The following is a 14,583-nucleotide window of genomic DNA, read 5'->3' on the forward strand; positions in this document are numbered from 1 at the left end:
GCTCGTCGATGCTTCATCCGGCCCTCGCGACCGGGAGACCTATTTGAAAGCCAATGGCTCACAGGCCAAGATCGCGGCTAGATACACCCTCTCCGCGCCTCCGCGCCTCCGCGCGAACAAAATCTTCTTAATCGCGCAGAGGCGCAGAGAGCGCAGAGGAAGAAGAAGGTCTCCCGACCGCCACGCAGGGCTCTTCTTCTCCGCGGCCTCTGCGCCTCTGCGCGCAAAAAAGCCTCATCGCGTCACACCTATGTCACGCAATTTCGCTGGCGTTCCGACCGGTGCCACCCCATCTTGGGGAAACCACAGACGGTGAAAGGACCGCATGAGCCGCAAGCCCCTCCCCGCCCAGGCCGGTGAACGCAGCCGGGCGGAACTCAGCTTCGACAAGCCGCAAGTGCTGGCGCAGCTGTTCGGCCAATATGACCGCAATCTGGTCGCATTGGAGAATCGCCTCGGCGTGTACATCACCGCGCGGGGCAACCGGGTCGGCCTGGAGGGTACCGCCGAGCAGGTGGCGCTGGCCCGCGACGTGCTGAACGACCTCTATGCCCGTATCCAGCGCGGCGAGGAGGTCGATACCGGCCTGGTCGACGCCTCGATCGCAATGGCCTCCGAACCGACGCTCGACGGCATCCTCAGCGCCGAGCGCAGTTCGACCCCATCGGTCATGATCCGCACGCGCAAGAAGACGATCGTGCCGCGCACCCCCGCCCAGGCGCATTATATGAAGGAGCTCGTGTCCAACGACATGATCTTCGCGCTCGGCCCGGCGGGCACCGGCAAGACCTATGTCGCGGTCGCGCAGGCGGTGGCGCAGCTCATCACCGGCTCCGTCCAGCGGCTGATCCTGTCGCGCCCGGCGGTCGAGGCGGGCGAGAAGCTGGGCTTCCTGCCCGGCGACATGAAGGAGAAGGTCGATCCCTATCTCCGCCCGCTCTACGATGCGCTGCACGACTGCCTGCCCGCCGAGCAGGTGGAGCGGCGGATCGCCAGCGGCGAGATCGAGATCGCGCCGATCGCCTTCATGCGCGGCCGGACGCTGGCCGATGCCTTCGTCATCCTCGACGAGGCGCAGAACACCACGCCCGCCCAAATGAAGATGTTCCTGACCCGCTTCGGCCAGAACAGCCGCATGGTCATCTGCGGCGATCCCAACCAGGTCGACCTGCCCGGCGGCGTCGCCGCATCCGGGCTGGCCGATGCGGTGCGTCGCCTGGAGGGTGTCGAGGGCATCGCGATGAGCCGCTTCACCGCCGCCGACGTCGTCCGCCACCCGATCGTCGGGCGGATCGTCGATGCCTATGAAGGGCCGAACGCCTGAGCCTGCTTTCGCCAACATCTGCTTTCGTTGGCGTAACGATGGAACTGTTGATAGGGGGCGGCGATTTTCACCATCACCGCCCCGCTGCCCTGGAAAGGCTCCCATGATCGAAATCGCGCTGATTCATGAAGAGCCCTGGTCGGGCGACGAGCAGAGCTGGGAGGCGTTGGCCACCCGCGCCGCGCGTGCCGCGATCGAGCGGACGCCGTACGGCCCGTTGCTGACCACCCCCGCGCTGATCGAGATTTCGGTGCGGCTGACCAGCGATGACGAGGTTCAGTCGCTCAACCGCCAGTATCGGCAGAAGGACAAGCCGACCAACGTCCTGTCCTTCCCGATGGTCCAGCCCGACCTGATCGAGACGGTGACGCAGAATTCCGACGATGGCGAGGTTCTGCTGGGCGATATCGTGCTCGCCCACGGCGTCTGTGTGGCGGAAGCGGCCGAACGCGGGATTTCCGCCGAAACGCACGCGACTCATCTGCTGGTGCATGGCGTCCTGCATCTGCTAGGCTATGACCATATGAACGATGGCGAGGCAGAGGCGATGGAGGCGATCGAACGCGACGCGCTGGCCAGTCTCGGCATCGCCGATCCCTATCTGATACGCGAGGACTGACACCCCCCGATGGCCGACGGCCCCAGTAGTAGCACCGGCAACGGTGACTCCAACGAATCCAGCATCTGGCACGGGCTGAAAAGCCTGATCTTCGGCGGCGAGCAGGAAGAGTCGCTGCGCGACCAGCTGGAGGACGCGATCGACCGGCATGAGGGCGATCCCGGCCCCGATGCCAAGGGCGACCTGACCCCGCTGGAGCGTCAGATGGTCCGCAACCTGCTGCATTTCGGCGAGCGCGATGCCGGTGACGTGGGTGTGCCGCGTGCCGACATCATCGCGGTCGAGGAGCGCACGACCTTCGACCATCTGGTCCAGATCTTTGCCGAGGCCGGGCACAGCCGCCTGCCCGTCTATCGCGAGACGCTCGATTCGATCATCGGCATGGTGCATATCAAGGATGTGTTCAACATCCTGGCTACCGGCGCGGAGCATCCCGCCACCATCGCCGGGCTGATCCGCGATCCGCTCTATGTGCCCATGTCGCGCGGGGCGCTCGATCTGCTGGCCGACATGCGCCAGAAGCGGGTGCATCTGGCGGTGGTGCTCGACGAATATTCGGGCACAGAGGGCCTCGTCACCATCGAGGACCTGATCGAGGAAATCGTCGGCGAGATCGAGGACGAGCATGACGAGGCGCCGCAGGCGCTGCTCGTGCCGCTCGATGGCGGCGCCTGGGATGCGGATGCGCGCGTCGGGCTGGAGGAGGTCGGCCGCGCCGTCGATCCGCAGCTCGAAGAAGCGGAAGACGATGTCGACACGCTGGGTGGCTTGACCGCCGTGCTGGCGGGACAGGTGCCTCCGGTCGGCACCTGTATCGACCATCCCAGCGGCTGGCGGATCGAGGTGACGGAGGCCGATGAGCGCCGCATCCACCGCCTGCGCCTCCATCCGGCGGTGGCGACGGTCGACGAGTGATCCGCGCCTTTAGGGCCGGGGATCGCGACGCCTGCCTGGCGCTGTTCGACGGCAACAGCGCCCCTTATTTCGCGCCGTCCGAACGCGCCGACTTCGCGCATTTCCTCGACCATGATGCTGCGAAATGGGTGTTTCAGGTGGCGGAACGGGATGGCCACATCGTCGGCTGCGGCGGAATGGCGATAGGCGGGAACGGTCGAATCGCGCATTTCTGCTGGGGCATGGTCGACCGCACGCTGCACAGACAGGGTATCGGCACCGCGCTGGTTTATGCAAGGTTGGACCGGGCGGCTCAAGCGGGTGTCCGCGAGGTCCGGCTGGATACCAGCCAGCATAGCCGGGCCTTTTACGAGCGGCTGGGCTTTCGGGCCGAGAGCGTGACGGCGGATGGATATGGGCCGCGACTCGACCGCTGCGATATGGTGCTGATGCTTCGCCCCTGATGGGATCAGCATTTGTATGCAACTTTCAACTTCGCCCAGGCTTGGTCGAACGGCGGCATGGGACCTCTTGTTACACGCCACTCAGCCCAAACCGGGCCGCGATTCCCCCGCGCCCCAAAAAATCACCGAGTCGATCACAGACCTCATTTTATTACGTTATATCTGCACAACCGCTCGGCTTATAATCAGATGCATAGGCTCTTGAGGCGCGGAAAAAGGTCCAATACCAAATACAAAGATCCGTTTGGCGCCCTGGGTGCGACGATTGGGTAACCACGATGCGGTCACCATCGATCCGCACCCGCCCCAACAGACGTCAATCGCAAATTTCTAAACAAGTTGCTCAATAACTCCGAACATGAGGCTCCCGAGTTCGGGGGCGCGAAATAACTCCCTGACATTCGCGCCTTCGACGGCCGCCGGTGCGCTCCCCGTGGCACCGGCGGCCAAATCTTCAGGAGACGGGGATCAGCGTATCGACGCCCTTCGCTGCCACGACCCAACGATAGAAGGCTTCACTGAGAACGTAGCGGAAATAGAGTGGCTCGATACGGACAGGAGTGATGCCGCCAAGGCACACTTTGCCACGATCTAGAATGCGATACACATATTGCACCTGAAGGGCGGGCGTCTCATGCGCCCTGACAAGCCGGGTCGTGTCTTCAGGTTGGCTCATCACCAGGCATTCAGCGATCTGCATACGGGCCTTATCCGCTGGCAGAGCTAACGCCAGACGCTTCGCCTCGCGCTCATCGAGTCGCTTTTGCACCTCCCGATTGGCCACGTCACTCGGCGTCAAGACTGCGTCAGGTGCGAAATGCGCCAATGCTCCAGCGATGATCGCACCACGATCATAATAGCTTCGACAGATCGGCAATCGATCATTCCCGATCACCGCCCGACAATAAGAATAGCCCGGCTCTTCAGGCGCTGGCTGTTGCGCACTGGGATAACACGCGACATTGACTCGAATGAAGCGATCCAACGAATATTCGTGCTGAGGGCTATTGGGCTGGCCATCAACGATGTTCCGCAGCGAGTCGCTGGGCTTGAATTTCACACATCGTTGAAAAATCTGTGATTGGTCATCAACTTGCGCAACCGCGAGCGTATTGCCCTGCTTTTTGATACCCGGCGGCGGCGGGGCTTTCAGATCGGGTAGCCGCTCGCCTTCTACAACGACCTCCTGTTGCACCCCTGCGGATGACGCTTGAGCAGATACAAGGCTTGACGTAAGAAACGCAATCGCCCCCAGACGAACTAATTTTAACACAATTTCCTCCCGGCCCGACAGACTTTTCAAAGTTACGCGAAATATAGAATTCTCGTCAATTTATATCATCCCGACTTTAAATTTGACAGAGGAACGCCTTGTCCCTTTCCCTGTCCGCGCGATCAGCCTAAATTCGGGCCATGCGCAAACATGTCCTGATTGTCCTCGGCATCATCGTCCTGATCGGCATCGGTGTCGTCACCTGGCTTGCCTGGCCCGACACGGCGCGGTTGAGCGTCGATCAGGTTGCGGGCGCGCGTCCGACGATCGAGACGCCGCGCGAGCAGACGATTCCCACGGTCGACATCGCCAAGCCGGTCGGCTGGGCGAACGGCGCCAAGCCGAGCGTCGCACCGGGCCTGGCCATCCAGCCCTTTGCCAGCGGTCTCGATCATCCGCGCTGGCTGTACCAGTTGCCCAATGGCGACGTGCTGGTCGCCGAAACCAACTCGCCGCCGCGGCCCGGTTCGGGGATCGTGCAGCGGGTGATGAACTTCTTCCTGGGCCGGGCGGGCGCGGCGGTGCCTTCGGCCAATCGGATCACCCTGTTGCGCGACACGAACGGGGACGGCGTGGCGGACGTGAAGACGCCGTTCCTGACCGGGCTCAACTCGCCCTTCGGCATGGTGCTGTTCGATGGGCAGCTCTACATCGCCGACACCGACGCATTGGTCCGCGTGCCGTACCAGGAAGGCGCGACGAAGATCACCGCCAAGCCGGAAAAGGTCGTGCCCCTGCGCCCGGCGGGCAATCACTGGGCGCGCAACGTGATCGCCTCGGGCGACGGCAAGACGCTGTTCGTGTCGGTCGGCTCGTCGAGCAACGTCGCCGAGAATGGTCTGGATCTCGAAAAGAACCGCGCCGCGATCCTGCAGGTCTGGCCGCAGGACAAGAACTGGCGAATCTATGCGGCGGGGCTGCGCAACCCGAACGGCATGGCGCTGAACCCGGTCAACGGGCGGCTGTGGACCGTGGTCAACGAGCGCGACATGCTCGGTTCGGACCTGGTGCCCGATTATCTGACCCAGGTGGAATTCGGCGATCACTTCGGCTGGCCCTGGTATTATTGGGGGGGCTATCCCGACAACCGGGTGCAGCCGACCAATCCGCCGCTCCAGCAATATGTGAAGCGCCCCGACTATGCGCTGGGACCGCACGTCGCCGCGCTCGGTCTGACCTTCTCCGAGGGCGCGAAGCTGGGCGAAAAGTTCGCGCGCGGGGCATTCATCGGCGAGCATGGCTCGTGGAACCGCAAGCCGCCCTCAGGCTACAAGGTCGTGTTCGTGCCCTTCGCAGGCGCGTTCCCGGTGCCGAACGCCAAGCCGGTCGAGGTGGTCGGCGGCTTCCTGAACGCCAAGGGCGAGGCGCAGGGACGGCCCGTGGGCGTGATCGTCGACAAGACGGGTGGCCTGCTGGTCGCGGATGACGTCGGCAATGTGGTGTGGAAGGTCAGCGCGGCGAAGTAATCATCGAGCTGGAAACAGTCCCCTGCCATGGCGATCGTCACAGGGCTTTCCCCGAAAATTGCCGTTCCGGCGATCGTTGCTCTGGTCATAATCGCGACCGCAGCTGGCCTGCCCAGCATGACCCGCAGGAACGTGGGGCCAAGCTATGATTGGGGTGAACGGGTCCCGGCATCCATTTATGAATGGCCGCCGGGTTGCCTGAAACGGGACTATAGAAAGCATGATCCTCTTCCGAAGACATGCACGTACCGGCGCCGGTATAAGCTGACCAATCCTACCGACCTCGGCCTATCGGTAGTCAAGGGTGAAGTCTGGTATCGGGTTGGAGATGACGCGCTGTTGCTGGATTGTCAGACCTGGGGGCGGGACTGTATCATCAGGAACAGCGTTCCAGGCAAATTCACGACCGAGCGACAATAAAATAGATTGCTTGCCGCCCCGCTCGCTGCGCTACTTCAACAGCTTCGGCGCTTCCGAGCGGATTACCGCCTCCAACTGGCTGGAGAAGAGCGACAGGAAGGCGGGCAGGTTCACCACCGCAAGGACCTTGTCCTCATAGACTGTCGCCTGCGCGCCGATCGACTGACCCATCGCGCCGACGGTGAAGTGCATCGTGTCGCCGTCCCAGCGATGCTCGACGGTGGCGCCGCCAGGGATCATGCGGCCGATCTTGCCGATGCCACCGTCCAGACGCTGGCGCACGCCCTCCTTGCCGAGCTTGTGCGGGATATCGAGCGAAATGGGGGCGCTCATGCGGTCATCTCCGTGGCAAAGAGCATCGCGTCGTCGGCAAAGGCCTTGAACTCCAGCGCGTTGCCGCTGGGGTCGCGGAAGAACATCGTCGCCTGCTCGCCCGGCTGGCCCTTGAAACGGACATAGGGGGCGATGCCGAACGGCACGCCCGCCGCCTCGACCCGCGCGGCCAGTTTTTCCCAATCCGGCATGGTCAGCACGACGCCGAAATGCGGCACCGGCACCTGATGGCCGTCGACCGCATTCTCGACCGCAACCGGCTTGGCGGCGGGATCAAGATGCGCGACGATCTGATGACCGAACAGGTCAAAGTCGATCCAGTGATCGCTCGACCGGCCTTCGGGACAGCCCATGACTTCACCATAGAAATGGCGGGCGGCGGCCAGGTCGTGGACCGGGAAGGCGAGATGGAAGGGGCGCAGGGTCATGAGGGGAAGCTAGGGTGGCGGGGCGGGGTTTGCCAGTCCTTGCGAGCGTTTCCGCCCCTCCACCACCCGGCTCCGCCGGGCGGTCCCCCTCCCCAAACACAGCTTGGGGAGGATTTGTGCAGTCCATTCCTCCCCAAGCTGTGCTTGGGGAGGGGGACCATGCGCAGCATGGTGGAGGGGCATCGCCGCTGCCCCGGCCCACTGCGCCGCACTGGCCGCCAGCCGGCTCGCCACACATCCCGCATTGCTCCTGTCACAGGCCCGCGCCATATCCTGCCGCCGTGACCCGCTATCCCGCTCTCCTCGCCCTGATCGCCGGGGCCGTCGCCGCCTGTGGCTTTGCCCCGCTAGACCTCTGGCCGCTGCTCCTCGTCGGGCTGATCGTCCTGCTCGCGCTGGTGCAGGATGCGCCCAGCATCCGGGGCGCGCTGTGGCGCGGATGGGCGTTCGGGGTCGGGCATTTCACCGTCAACAACAACTGGTTCCAGCACGCCTTCGACTTTCAGGACAAGATGCCGCCGGTGCTGGGCTATTTCGCGGCGGTCGGACTGGCGCTCTACCTCGCCATTTTCCCGATGGCGGCGGCGGGCGTGGCCTGGAGGTTGCGCGGGCGGCGACCGGATGCGGCCTATGTGCTGATCTTCGGTGCGGCGTGGATCGCGACCGAATATTTACGCGCGCGACTGTTCACCGGCTATGCTTGGGACCCCTTGTCGGTCGCGTGGTTGCCGATGATCGGCGTGGCACGGATGAGCGCCTTTATCGGCACCTATGCCCTGTCGGGTCTGACCGTGGTGCTGGCGGGCGCGATCTGGCTGGCGCTTCGGCGGCATTGGTATCTGGCGGCGGTGATGGTGCCCGCGACCGGGCTGGCCGCACTGTCCGCTCCGCTGACCCGCGCCGCCGAGCCCGCCGCCGACGCGCCGCTGGTCCGCGTCGTCCAGCCCAATGTCAGCCAGGACCAGCGCGGCCAGAGCGACGGCCCGTTGCTGCTCGAACGCCTGACCCAATTGTCGGGGCGCCCCGGCCCCCGCCCCCGGCTGATCGTCTGGCCCGAGGGCGTCGTGCGCGACATGATCGAGGACGGTTACCCCGACTGGGCCTATTTCGGGTTCAACTATGCCCCGCCCTTCTGGACGCGGCGCCAGATCGCCCGCGTGCTCGGACCGCGCGACACGGCGCTGGTCGGGGGCACCGCGCTGCTCTTCTCGCCCGACCGCGCACGGGTGAGCAGCGCGACCAACAGCGTCTTTGCGATCGGCCCTTCGGCACGGATCACCGGCCGCTACGACAAGGCGCATCTGGTGCCTTATGGCGAATATCTGCCCATGCCATGGCTGCTGAAGCCGCTGGGCCTCGCCCGCCTCGTCCCCGGCGACATGGACTTCACCCCCGGCCCCGGTCCGCGCAATCTGCGCGTGCCGGGCTTCGGGCCGGTCGGGGTACAGCTCTGCTACGAGATCATCTTCTCGGGCCAGGTGGTCGACGAGGCGCATCGCCCGCGCCTGCTCTTCAATCCGTCCAACGATGCCTGGTTCGGCCGCTGGGGCCCGCCGCAGCATCTGGCGCAGGCTCGGATGCGCGCGATCGAGGAGGGGATGCCGATCATTCGCGCCACCCCGACCGGCATCTCGGCGATCATCGCCGCCGATGGCCGCCTGATCGCCACCGTACCCCATGAGACGGCGGGCGCGGCGCAAGCTCCCCTGCCCGCCGCCCTGCCGCCCACGCCCTTCTCACGCATCGGCAACATGATGGCGCTGGCCATCGCCGCAGGCCTGGCCGCGATCGGCGTTGCCTTCCGTCGCCGTGGCCGCTAGGACCGATATAAAGCTATCTTTATATCCTTATGAGGACGGGAATGCGAAACTCGTACATCTTTACCTCGGAATCGGTTTCCGAAGGTCACCCCGACAAGGTCGCAGACCAGATCAGCGACTCGATCGTCGACCTGTTCCTGTCCAAGGATTCGGAAGCGCGCATCGCGTGCGAGACCCTGACCACCACCAATAAGGTCGTGCTGGCGGGTGAAATCCGTTGCAAGGGCGTGTTCGAGAACGACCAGTGGGCCGAGGGCGCGCTGGAGGAGATCGAGCGGACCGTGCGCGATACCGTCAAGCGGATCGGTTACGAGCAGTCGGGCTTCCACTGGCAGACCTTCGACTTCTCGAACAACCTGCACGCCCAGTCGGCGCACATCGCGATGGGCGTGGACGAGAGCGGCAACAAGGACGAAGGCGCGGGCGACCAGGGCATCATGTTCGGTTACGCGACCGACGAGACGCCCGGCCTGATGCCCGCGACGCTTTATTACAGCCACAAGATCCTGGAGAAGATGGCGGCCGACCGCCACTCCGGCGCGGCCCCCTTCCTGGAGCCCGACGCCAAGAGCCAGGTCACGCTGCAATATGAAAACGGCGTGCCGGTCCGCGCGACCGCGATCGTCGTGTCGACCCAGCATTCGGCCGAACTGTCGAACGAAGCGGGCCAGGCCAAGCTTCGCGACTATGTGAAGTCGGTGCTGACCGACATCCTGCCCGAAGGCTGGCTGCCCGAAGAGAAGCAGATCTACGTCAACCCGACCGGCCTGTTCGAAATCGGCGGCCCGGACGGTGACGCCGGTCTGACCGGCCGCAAGATCATCGTCGACACCTATGGCGGCGCAGCACCGCATGGCGGCGGCGCATTCAGCGGCAAGGACCCGACCAAGGTCGACCGCTCGGCGGCCTATGTCGCGCGCTACCTTGCCAAGAACGTCGTTGCGGCGGGCCTGGCCAAGCGCTGCACCATCCAGCTCTCCTACGCCATCGGCGTCGCCGAGCCGCTGTCGGTCTATGTCGATCTGCACGGCACCGGCCAGGTCGAGGAAGCCAAGCTGGAGGCCGCGCTGCCGAAGCTGGTTCGCCTGACGCCGAAGGGCATTCGCGAGCATCTGAAGCTGAACGCGCCGATCTATTCGAAGACCGCCGCTTATGGTCACTTCGGTCGCGAGGCCGAGGGCGCGCTGTTCACCTGGGAAAAGACCGACCTGGTCGACCAGATCAAGGCCGCCGTCGCCTGATCCCGTCCATCCGGTAAAGCAAAAACGCCCGTGCGGAGACGATCCGCGCGGGCGTTTTTCTTGGCCCTCGCCCAGCGCCGGAACCGCCATTTCATCAGGTCTTAACCCATATTGGGCCTGATGGCGTCGATGGCATCGATGTCGACATGGGGGAAAGAGAGCGGCCCGGTCCGTTCGGTGCCGGACGCCGGGGGCCGTGGCTATCCCGCGCTGGACGGCCTTCGCGGCCTGGCGGCGATCATCGTCGTCTATTACCATGTGACGGGCGTGGCGACCGGGTTCCAGGGCGGGATATTCGGCCATGGCTATCTGGCCGTCGACCTGTTCTTCGCCCTGAGCGGCTTCGTGCTGTTCCACGCCTATGGAGAACGGTTCCGCCAGGGTCTGTCGGTCGGCGCGTTCCTGTGGCTGCGGTTGATCCGACTCTATCCCCTCTATGCGATCGGCCTGTCGATCGGTCTGGCGGCGAACGGGCTTATCCTGCTGATCGATCCGACACAGGGGATCACGGGCGGACATTTGCTGTCGAGCATCGCGACGGGGCTCGTCCTGCTGCCGTCCCTGCCCCCAACGGGCGACCTCTTCCCGCTGAACGGACCCTGCTGGACGTTGATGCTGGAATTGATGGCCAATATCCTGATGGCGATCCTGTGGCGGCGCATCAATGTGCGAACCATGATCGTCCTTTGCGCAACGCTCGCGGTGATCATGACGGCCTATGTCACCCTCCATGGCGATGCGGCGGCAGGCGACAAGTGGAGCAACCTTTTGTTCGGCCTCGTCCGCTGTGCCCTGTCCTTCTCCATCGGGATTCTCGTTCGCCTTCTCTCCGGCGGCCGGACGACCGGGACGGCTCCGGGCAATCTCATGCTCGGCCTGCTGTGCCTCGCGCTGGCCGCCCTACTGATTGGCTCGCCCCCCGCGCGGTACGCCGGGCTTTATGATTTGGCCTTCATCCTCGTCGCGTCGCCGCTCTTCATCCTGCTGGGATCGCGCATCGCGCCGACGGGATCGACGGCGCGCCTTTGCACCCTGTCCGGCGTGACGTCCTATGCGCTTTACGTCACGCATTGCCCCATGATCGGTCTCGTCCTTTTGTGGAGCCACGCCACCGGGACGCTCGTCTATCGGGATCACCTGTTGCTGTTCGCCAGCGGCTATACGCTCGTCTTTGCCGTGCTGGCCTATGCCCTGGACCGCCTGTACGACGTTCCGGTGCGGCGTTGGCTGGCGCGTCAGCAAGGGTCGATGGCCCCGAATGCTATTCGCGTGCCTCGCCCTGTACCTGACCATGGGCGAGCAGCGTAAACAGCCCCGCCCCACCGACCAGATTGCCCAGGATCGCCGGAAGCATCAGCCCGAACAACGCCCGCTCGACGGACACCTGACCGGTGAACAGCAGCAGGAACGCCTCGTCCGCGCCGACGATCGAGTGGCTGAATCCGGCGATCGCGATGACATAGGTGATAGCCAGGATGATCCAGAAGGCCTGGGTCCGGCCATTGGGCAGGATCCAGGCGACCACCGCGATCAGGAACCCGGCGGGGATGGCGTTGACGAGCGTGTCCCACCCGCCCAGCTCCAGGATACGGACCGACACCGCGACCATCGACTCGCGAATCTCGGCATTGCCCAGCGCCCCCGCCGCCACCATGCCCGCCGCCAGCGCCGTGCCGATCAGATTGGCGACCAGCACGATTCCCCAAAGCCGCAGCGTCCGCCGGAGCGCCCAGCCCGATGGCTTCGTCACCAGCGGCAGCATCGCGGTGATGGTGCTTTCGGTGAACAACTGCATCCGCCCGAGAATGACGACCAGAAACCCCACCGGATAGCCCAGCGACGCGACCAGTCCGCGCCACGGCGCCTCGGGCAGCCCGGCATGAAGCGCGCCCTCGGCGATCAGCGAGCTGTGGATCGCGATCCCCGCCGCCAGCCCCGACCAGAACAGCGCACCGGCGGGCCGGTCCAGTTCGCTCTCCCCCGCCTCACGCACCGCGCGGTGGAGGTCCTTGGCATCGGCGGCCTTTTGCGCCTTTCCATCGGGTTGGGGAGCATCGTCTTCCATGGCGGAAGGGCAACGAGCGACCCCACCCTTGGCTCCCTGTCCGACCCGCGCTAAAGGCCCGGCGATGAACGATCCGACGACGATCCGCCGCCTTTATGGTCGGCGTCAGGGCCATAAGCTGCGCCAGGGCCAAGCAGCGCTGGTCGAAGAGATGCTGCCGACGCTGAGCGTGCCCGAGGAAGGCCCGCTGGATGCCGTGCGCCTGTTCGGCGAGGATCGGCCGCTTCAGGTCGAGATCGGCTTCGGCGCGGGCGAGCATCTGGCCGGACAGGCCGAGGCGACGCCGGGCACCGGCTTTATCGGCTGCGAGCCGTTCCTGAACGGCGTGGTCGGCGCGCTCGGCCATATCCGCGACCGCGAGCTGACCAATGTCCGCCTGCACATGGGCGACGCGCTGGAGGTGATCGAGCGGCTGCCCGATGCCAGCCTGGAGCGCGTATATCTACTCCATCCCGATCCCTGGCCCAAGGCCCGCCATGCCAAGCGGCGGATGATGAACCACGGCCCGCTCGACACCATCGCGCGCAAGCTGAAGTCGGGCGGCGAATTCCGCCTGGGCACCGACGACCCGACCTATTGCCACTGGTCGATGATGATCATGAACGGCCGGGACGATTTCGAATGGCAGGCCCGCACCCCCGCCGACTTCCTCACCCGCCCCGCCGACTGGCCCGAGACGCGCTACGAACGCAAGGCCCGCCGCCAGGGGCATGAGGTGTGGTATTTCCGGTATATCCGGCGGTAAGGCTTCCTCCGGATAGTTCATCAAAGCGGTCGGGGTGAAGCGCGACGCCGATCAATTCCCCTTTTCGAGCTTGGCGGCTTCCATCTCCATGGCATCGGCCAGTGCATCCAACTGCGCGTCGTCTTCTTGAGGCTTCGCCACTGCGGGTTCCGGCGGGGCGAGCGCCTTCAGGCGTGCGGCCTCGGCCTTGTACTGGCGTGCGGCGGCTTCCGCCTTGGCGACCTCGGTGTCGACCTGATCGGGGGCGACGCCCAGTTGCCGCAGGACCTCCGGGCGCTGCTGTATCGGCTGTACCGGGTCGAAGAGAATGACGGTCGCTCCCGAGCGTTTCAGGGCGGTGCGAACGGGTTCGGCCTGCGACGCGGGCAAGGCGATGAACAAGCGAGATCCGGCGAGCGACCCGGGCCGTCCGTGCGACGCGCTGTCGATCAGCAGATGGGCCAAGGCATCGGGTGCGCTCGGGCTGGAGAATTGATAGTCCTGCTTCTCGCTCGGTTCCGTGAAAAGGGACCGGATGAGCTCGGCATTCTCAGCAAATTGCGGGTCGCCGGGTGCAGGCAGGACCCAATCGGTCCCCAGCCCCATGGCGACACCCGGCGGGGAAGCGAGGCGCTCGGCCGCCTCATGCATATAGCGCGTCCACTCCATTTCGGCGGTGCCCGTCGGCGCCTTGAGAGGCGCGAGGGTTCGGGCGCGGTTTTCCGCCTCGCTCTCCTTGGCCGATGCGATCAAGGGGGCCGCCACCGCCTGGGCCATGTCCCAGTTCGGCCCCGCCAGGGGAGTGACCGTTCCCGTCGCAAGCTCGACCGGCACGTCGAGATAGCCACGGGGCTCGGTACCGCCATCTGACGAGCCGGGTATGACGATCTTCAGGATGACGGACCGGCCGTCCGGCGACAGGCTGTGCTTGCCGCTCCACCAGAGCGAACTGACGCTCCGGGGCAGGATCCGGACATAATCCTCGGGCATGATATCGGCGAGTTTCAGCGACCGAACCACCGTCCCATCGGTGCGGTAGATGACGACGACATTGTCGCCAAAGCCCATGGAATGCCAATTGTCGAAGGTGACCACATAGCGTCCGTCATCGGCGACCAAGGCGCTCACGGGCGACACGTCGTTGACCAGCCGCCCTTCCCAGATGCGGGTCCAGGTCGTGCCGGATCGCCGTTCCCACAGCCCTCTCGCATAGGATGCGGCACCGCGCCGCTGCCCCGCCGGTTCCCTGCCCTTCACCTTGTCGGTGAAATAGGCGAGTTGGTCCTGCAATCCGCGCGGAACCACGGTGAAGCGCACATTGCCGTCAGCGGATCGATAGGTTTCCTTCCTCGGCGGCGCCCAGCTGTCGGCGGATACCGGCAAGGCCCATAGCATGGCCATCGCCACCGTGATCCTGCGCAACCATTTCATCGCTCATCCCCCCCGTTATCGGGGCAAGCTGACGCATTTGCGGAAATCTGTCGAGCGTGGACCTTTATCGTCATGGCGGCC

General features: G+C 65.0%; 14 protein-coding genes. 9 read left to right on the plus strand and 5 right to left on the minus strand.

Annotated elements, in window-relative coordinates; translation table 11 throughout:
• The first annotated feature begins 325 nt into the window (after positions 1 to 325).
• From ACQR50_RS15415 to ACQR50_RS15430, 4 genes are all read left to right on the plus strand, one after another.
• Positions 326 to 1,324: a PhoH family protein gene (locus ACQR50_RS15415; RefSeq protein WP_056436576.1), complete on the plus strand. Its 999-nt coding sequence runs from the start codon at positions 326 to 328 to the stop codon at positions 1,322 to 1,324.
• Positions 1,325 to 1,427: 103 nt separating this feature from the next.
• Positions 1,428 to 1,943, plus strand: coding sequence for an rRNA maturation RNase YbeY (ybeY, locus tag ACQR50_RS15420; RefSeq protein ID WP_428968976.1), 516 nt, complete (start codon positions 1,428 to 1,430; stop codon positions 1,941 to 1,943).
• Between the two features lie 9 nt (positions 1,944 to 1,952).
• Positions 1,953 to 2,858, plus strand: coding sequence for a hemolysin family protein (locus ACQR50_RS15425; protein WP_428968977.1), 906 nt, complete (start codon positions 1,953 to 1,955; stop codon positions 2,856 to 2,858).
• Positions 2,855 to 3,301 carry a GNAT family N-acetyltransferase gene (locus tag ACQR50_RS15430; RefSeq protein WP_428968978.1) on the plus strand — a complete coding sequence of 149 codons (447 nt, stop codon included), beginning with the start codon at positions 2,855 to 2,857 and terminating at the stop codon, positions 3,299 to 3,301. Before ACQR50_RS15425 ends, ACQR50_RS15430 begins: the two co-directional genes overlap by 4 nt.
• 454 nt (positions 3,302 to 3,755) lie before the next feature.
• Here ACQR50_RS15430 and ACQR50_RS15435 read toward each other — a convergent pair whose 3' ends face one another.
• Positions 3,756 to 4,604, minus strand: a complete 849-nt coding sequence (locus tag ACQR50_RS15435) for a hypothetical protein (protein ID WP_428968979.1) — start codon at positions 4,602 to 4,604, stop codon at positions 3,756 to 3,758.
• A 110-nt stretch (positions 4,605 to 4,714) separates the two neighbouring features.
• Here ACQR50_RS15435 and ACQR50_RS15440 point away from each other — a divergent pair, with 110 nt between their 5' ends.
• Positions 4,715 to 6,040: a PQQ-dependent sugar dehydrogenase gene (locus tag ACQR50_RS15440; RefSeq protein ID WP_428968980.1), complete on the plus strand. Its 1,326-nt coding sequence runs from the start codon at positions 4,715 to 4,717 to the stop codon at positions 6,038 to 6,040.
• Positions 6,041 to 6,490: 450 nt separating this feature from the next.
• Here the strand turns inward: ACQR50_RS15440 and ACQR50_RS15445 are convergent, their stop codons facing one another.
• Together ACQR50_RS15445 and ACQR50_RS15450 are read right to left on the minus strand one after the other, a co-directional pair.
• Complete coding sequence (locus tag ACQR50_RS15445) at positions 6,491 to 6,793, minus strand: polyhydroxyalkanoic acid system family protein (RefSeq protein WP_428968981.1); 303 nt, start codon at positions 6,791 to 6,793, stop codon at positions 6,491 to 6,493.
• On the minus strand, positions 6,790 to 7,221 hold the full coding sequence (locus ACQR50_RS15450) for a VOC family protein (RefSeq protein WP_428968982.1): 432 nt from the start codon (positions 7,219 to 7,221) through the stop codon (positions 6,790 to 6,792). The genes ACQR50_RS15445 and ACQR50_RS15450 overlap by 4 nt, the downstream gene beginning before the upstream one ends.
• Positions 7,222 to 7,502: 281 nt before the next feature.
• Between ACQR50_RS15450 and lnt the strand changes: the two genes are divergently transcribed.
• The 3 genes from lnt to ACQR50_RS15465 all read left to right on the plus strand — a co-directional run bounded on the left by lnt (position 7,503) and on the right by ACQR50_RS15465 (position 11,590).
• A complete protein-coding gene (gene lnt, locus ACQR50_RS15455) occupies positions 7,503 to 9,041 on the plus strand; it encodes an apolipoprotein N-acyltransferase (protein WP_428968983.1) in 1,539 nt (512 codons plus the stop codon).
• Between the two features lie 41 nt (positions 9,042 to 9,082).
• Positions 9,083 to 10,282: a methionine adenosyltransferase gene (gene metK, locus ACQR50_RS15460; RefSeq protein ID WP_219019012.1), complete on the plus strand. Its 1,200-nt coding sequence runs from the start codon at positions 9,083 to 9,085 to the stop codon at positions 10,280 to 10,282.
• 120 nt (positions 10,283 to 10,402) lie between these two features.
• On the plus strand, positions 10,403 to 11,590 hold the full coding sequence (locus tag ACQR50_RS15465; protein WP_428968984.1) for an acyltransferase family protein: 1,188 nt from the start codon (positions 10,403 to 10,405) through the stop codon (positions 11,588 to 11,590).
• On the opposite strand, the gene ACQR50_RS15470 is transcribed toward ACQR50_RS15465, so the two are convergent.
• The gene (locus ACQR50_RS15470) at positions 11,544 to 12,347 is read right to left on the minus strand and encodes a formate/nitrite transporter family protein (RefSeq protein ID WP_428968985.1); all 804 of its coding nucleotides are present in this window, start codon (positions 12,345 to 12,347) and stop codon (positions 11,544 to 11,546) included. The two genes, ACQR50_RS15465 and ACQR50_RS15470, sit on opposite strands and share 47 nt — an antisense overlap.
• Positions 12,348 to 12,411: 64 nt before the next feature.
• Between ACQR50_RS15470 and trmB the strand changes: the two genes are divergently transcribed.
• Entirely contained in the window at positions 12,412 to 13,092 is a 681-nt protein-coding gene (trmB, locus tag ACQR50_RS15475; RefSeq protein ID WP_428968986.1) for a tRNA (guanosine(46)-N7)-methyltransferase TrmB, read from the plus strand.
• A gap of 51 nt (positions 13,093 to 13,143) precedes the next feature.
• Here trmB and ACQR50_RS15480 read toward each other — a convergent pair whose 3' ends face one another.
• The gene (locus ACQR50_RS15480) at positions 13,144 to 14,502 is read right to left on the minus strand and encodes a hypothetical protein (RefSeq protein ID WP_428968987.1); all 1,359 of its coding nucleotides are present in this window, start codon (positions 14,500 to 14,502) and stop codon (positions 13,144 to 13,146) included.
• Between the last annotated feature and the right edge of the window lie 81 nt (positions 14,503 to 14,583).

Source organism: Sphingomonas sp. Xoc002 (genome assembly GCF_050408055.1).
In the GTDB taxonomy this organism is placed as follows: Bacteria; Pseudomonadota; Alphaproteobacteria; order Sphingomonadales; family Sphingomonadaceae; genus Sphingomonas; species Sphingomonas yabuuchiae.

Bases quoted from the DNA above. Each gene is read 5' to 3' on its own strand.
- ACQR50_RS15465 (WP_428968984.1), top strand. From the start codon at position 10,403: ATGGCGTCGATGGCATCGATGTCGACATGGGGGAAAGAGAGCGGCCCG.
- ACQR50_RS15470 (WP_428968985.1), bottom strand. From the start codon at position 12,347: ATGGAAGACGATGCTCCCCAACCCGATGGAAAGGCGCAAAAGGCCGCC.
- ACQR50_RS15445 (WP_428968981.1), bottom strand. From the start codon at position 6,793: ATGAGCGCCCCCATTTCGCTCGATATCCCGCACAAGCTCGGCAAGGAG.
- ACQR50_RS15480 (WP_428968987.1), bottom strand. From the start codon at position 14,502: ATGAAATGGTTGCGCAGGATCACGGTGGCGATGGCCATGCTATGGGCC.
- ACQR50_RS15450 (WP_428968982.1), bottom strand. From the start codon at position 7,221: ATGACCCTGCGCCCCTTCCATCTCGCCTTCCCGGTCCACGACCTGGCC.
- ybeY (WP_428968976.1), top strand. From the start codon at position 1,428: ATGATCGAAATCGCGCTGATTCATGAAGAGCCCTGGTCGGGCGACGAG.
- ACQR50_RS15415 (WP_056436576.1), top strand. From the start codon at position 326: ATGAGCCGCAAGCCCCTCCCCGCCCAGGCCGGTGAACGCAGCCGGGCG.
- ACQR50_RS15425 (WP_428968977.1), top strand. From the start codon at position 1,953: ATGGCCGACGGCCCCAGTAGTAGCACCGGCAACGGTGACTCCAACGAA.
- metK (WP_219019012.1), top strand. From the start codon at position 9,083: ATGCGAAACTCGTACATCTTTACCTCGGAATCGGTTTCCGAAGGTCAC.
- trmB (WP_428968986.1), top strand. From the start codon at position 12,412: ATGAACGATCCGACGACGATCCGCCGCCTTTATGGTCGGCGTCAGGGC.
- ACQR50_RS15440 (WP_428968980.1), top strand. From the start codon at position 4,715: ATGCGCAAACATGTCCTGATTGTCCTCGGCATCATCGTCCTGATCGGC.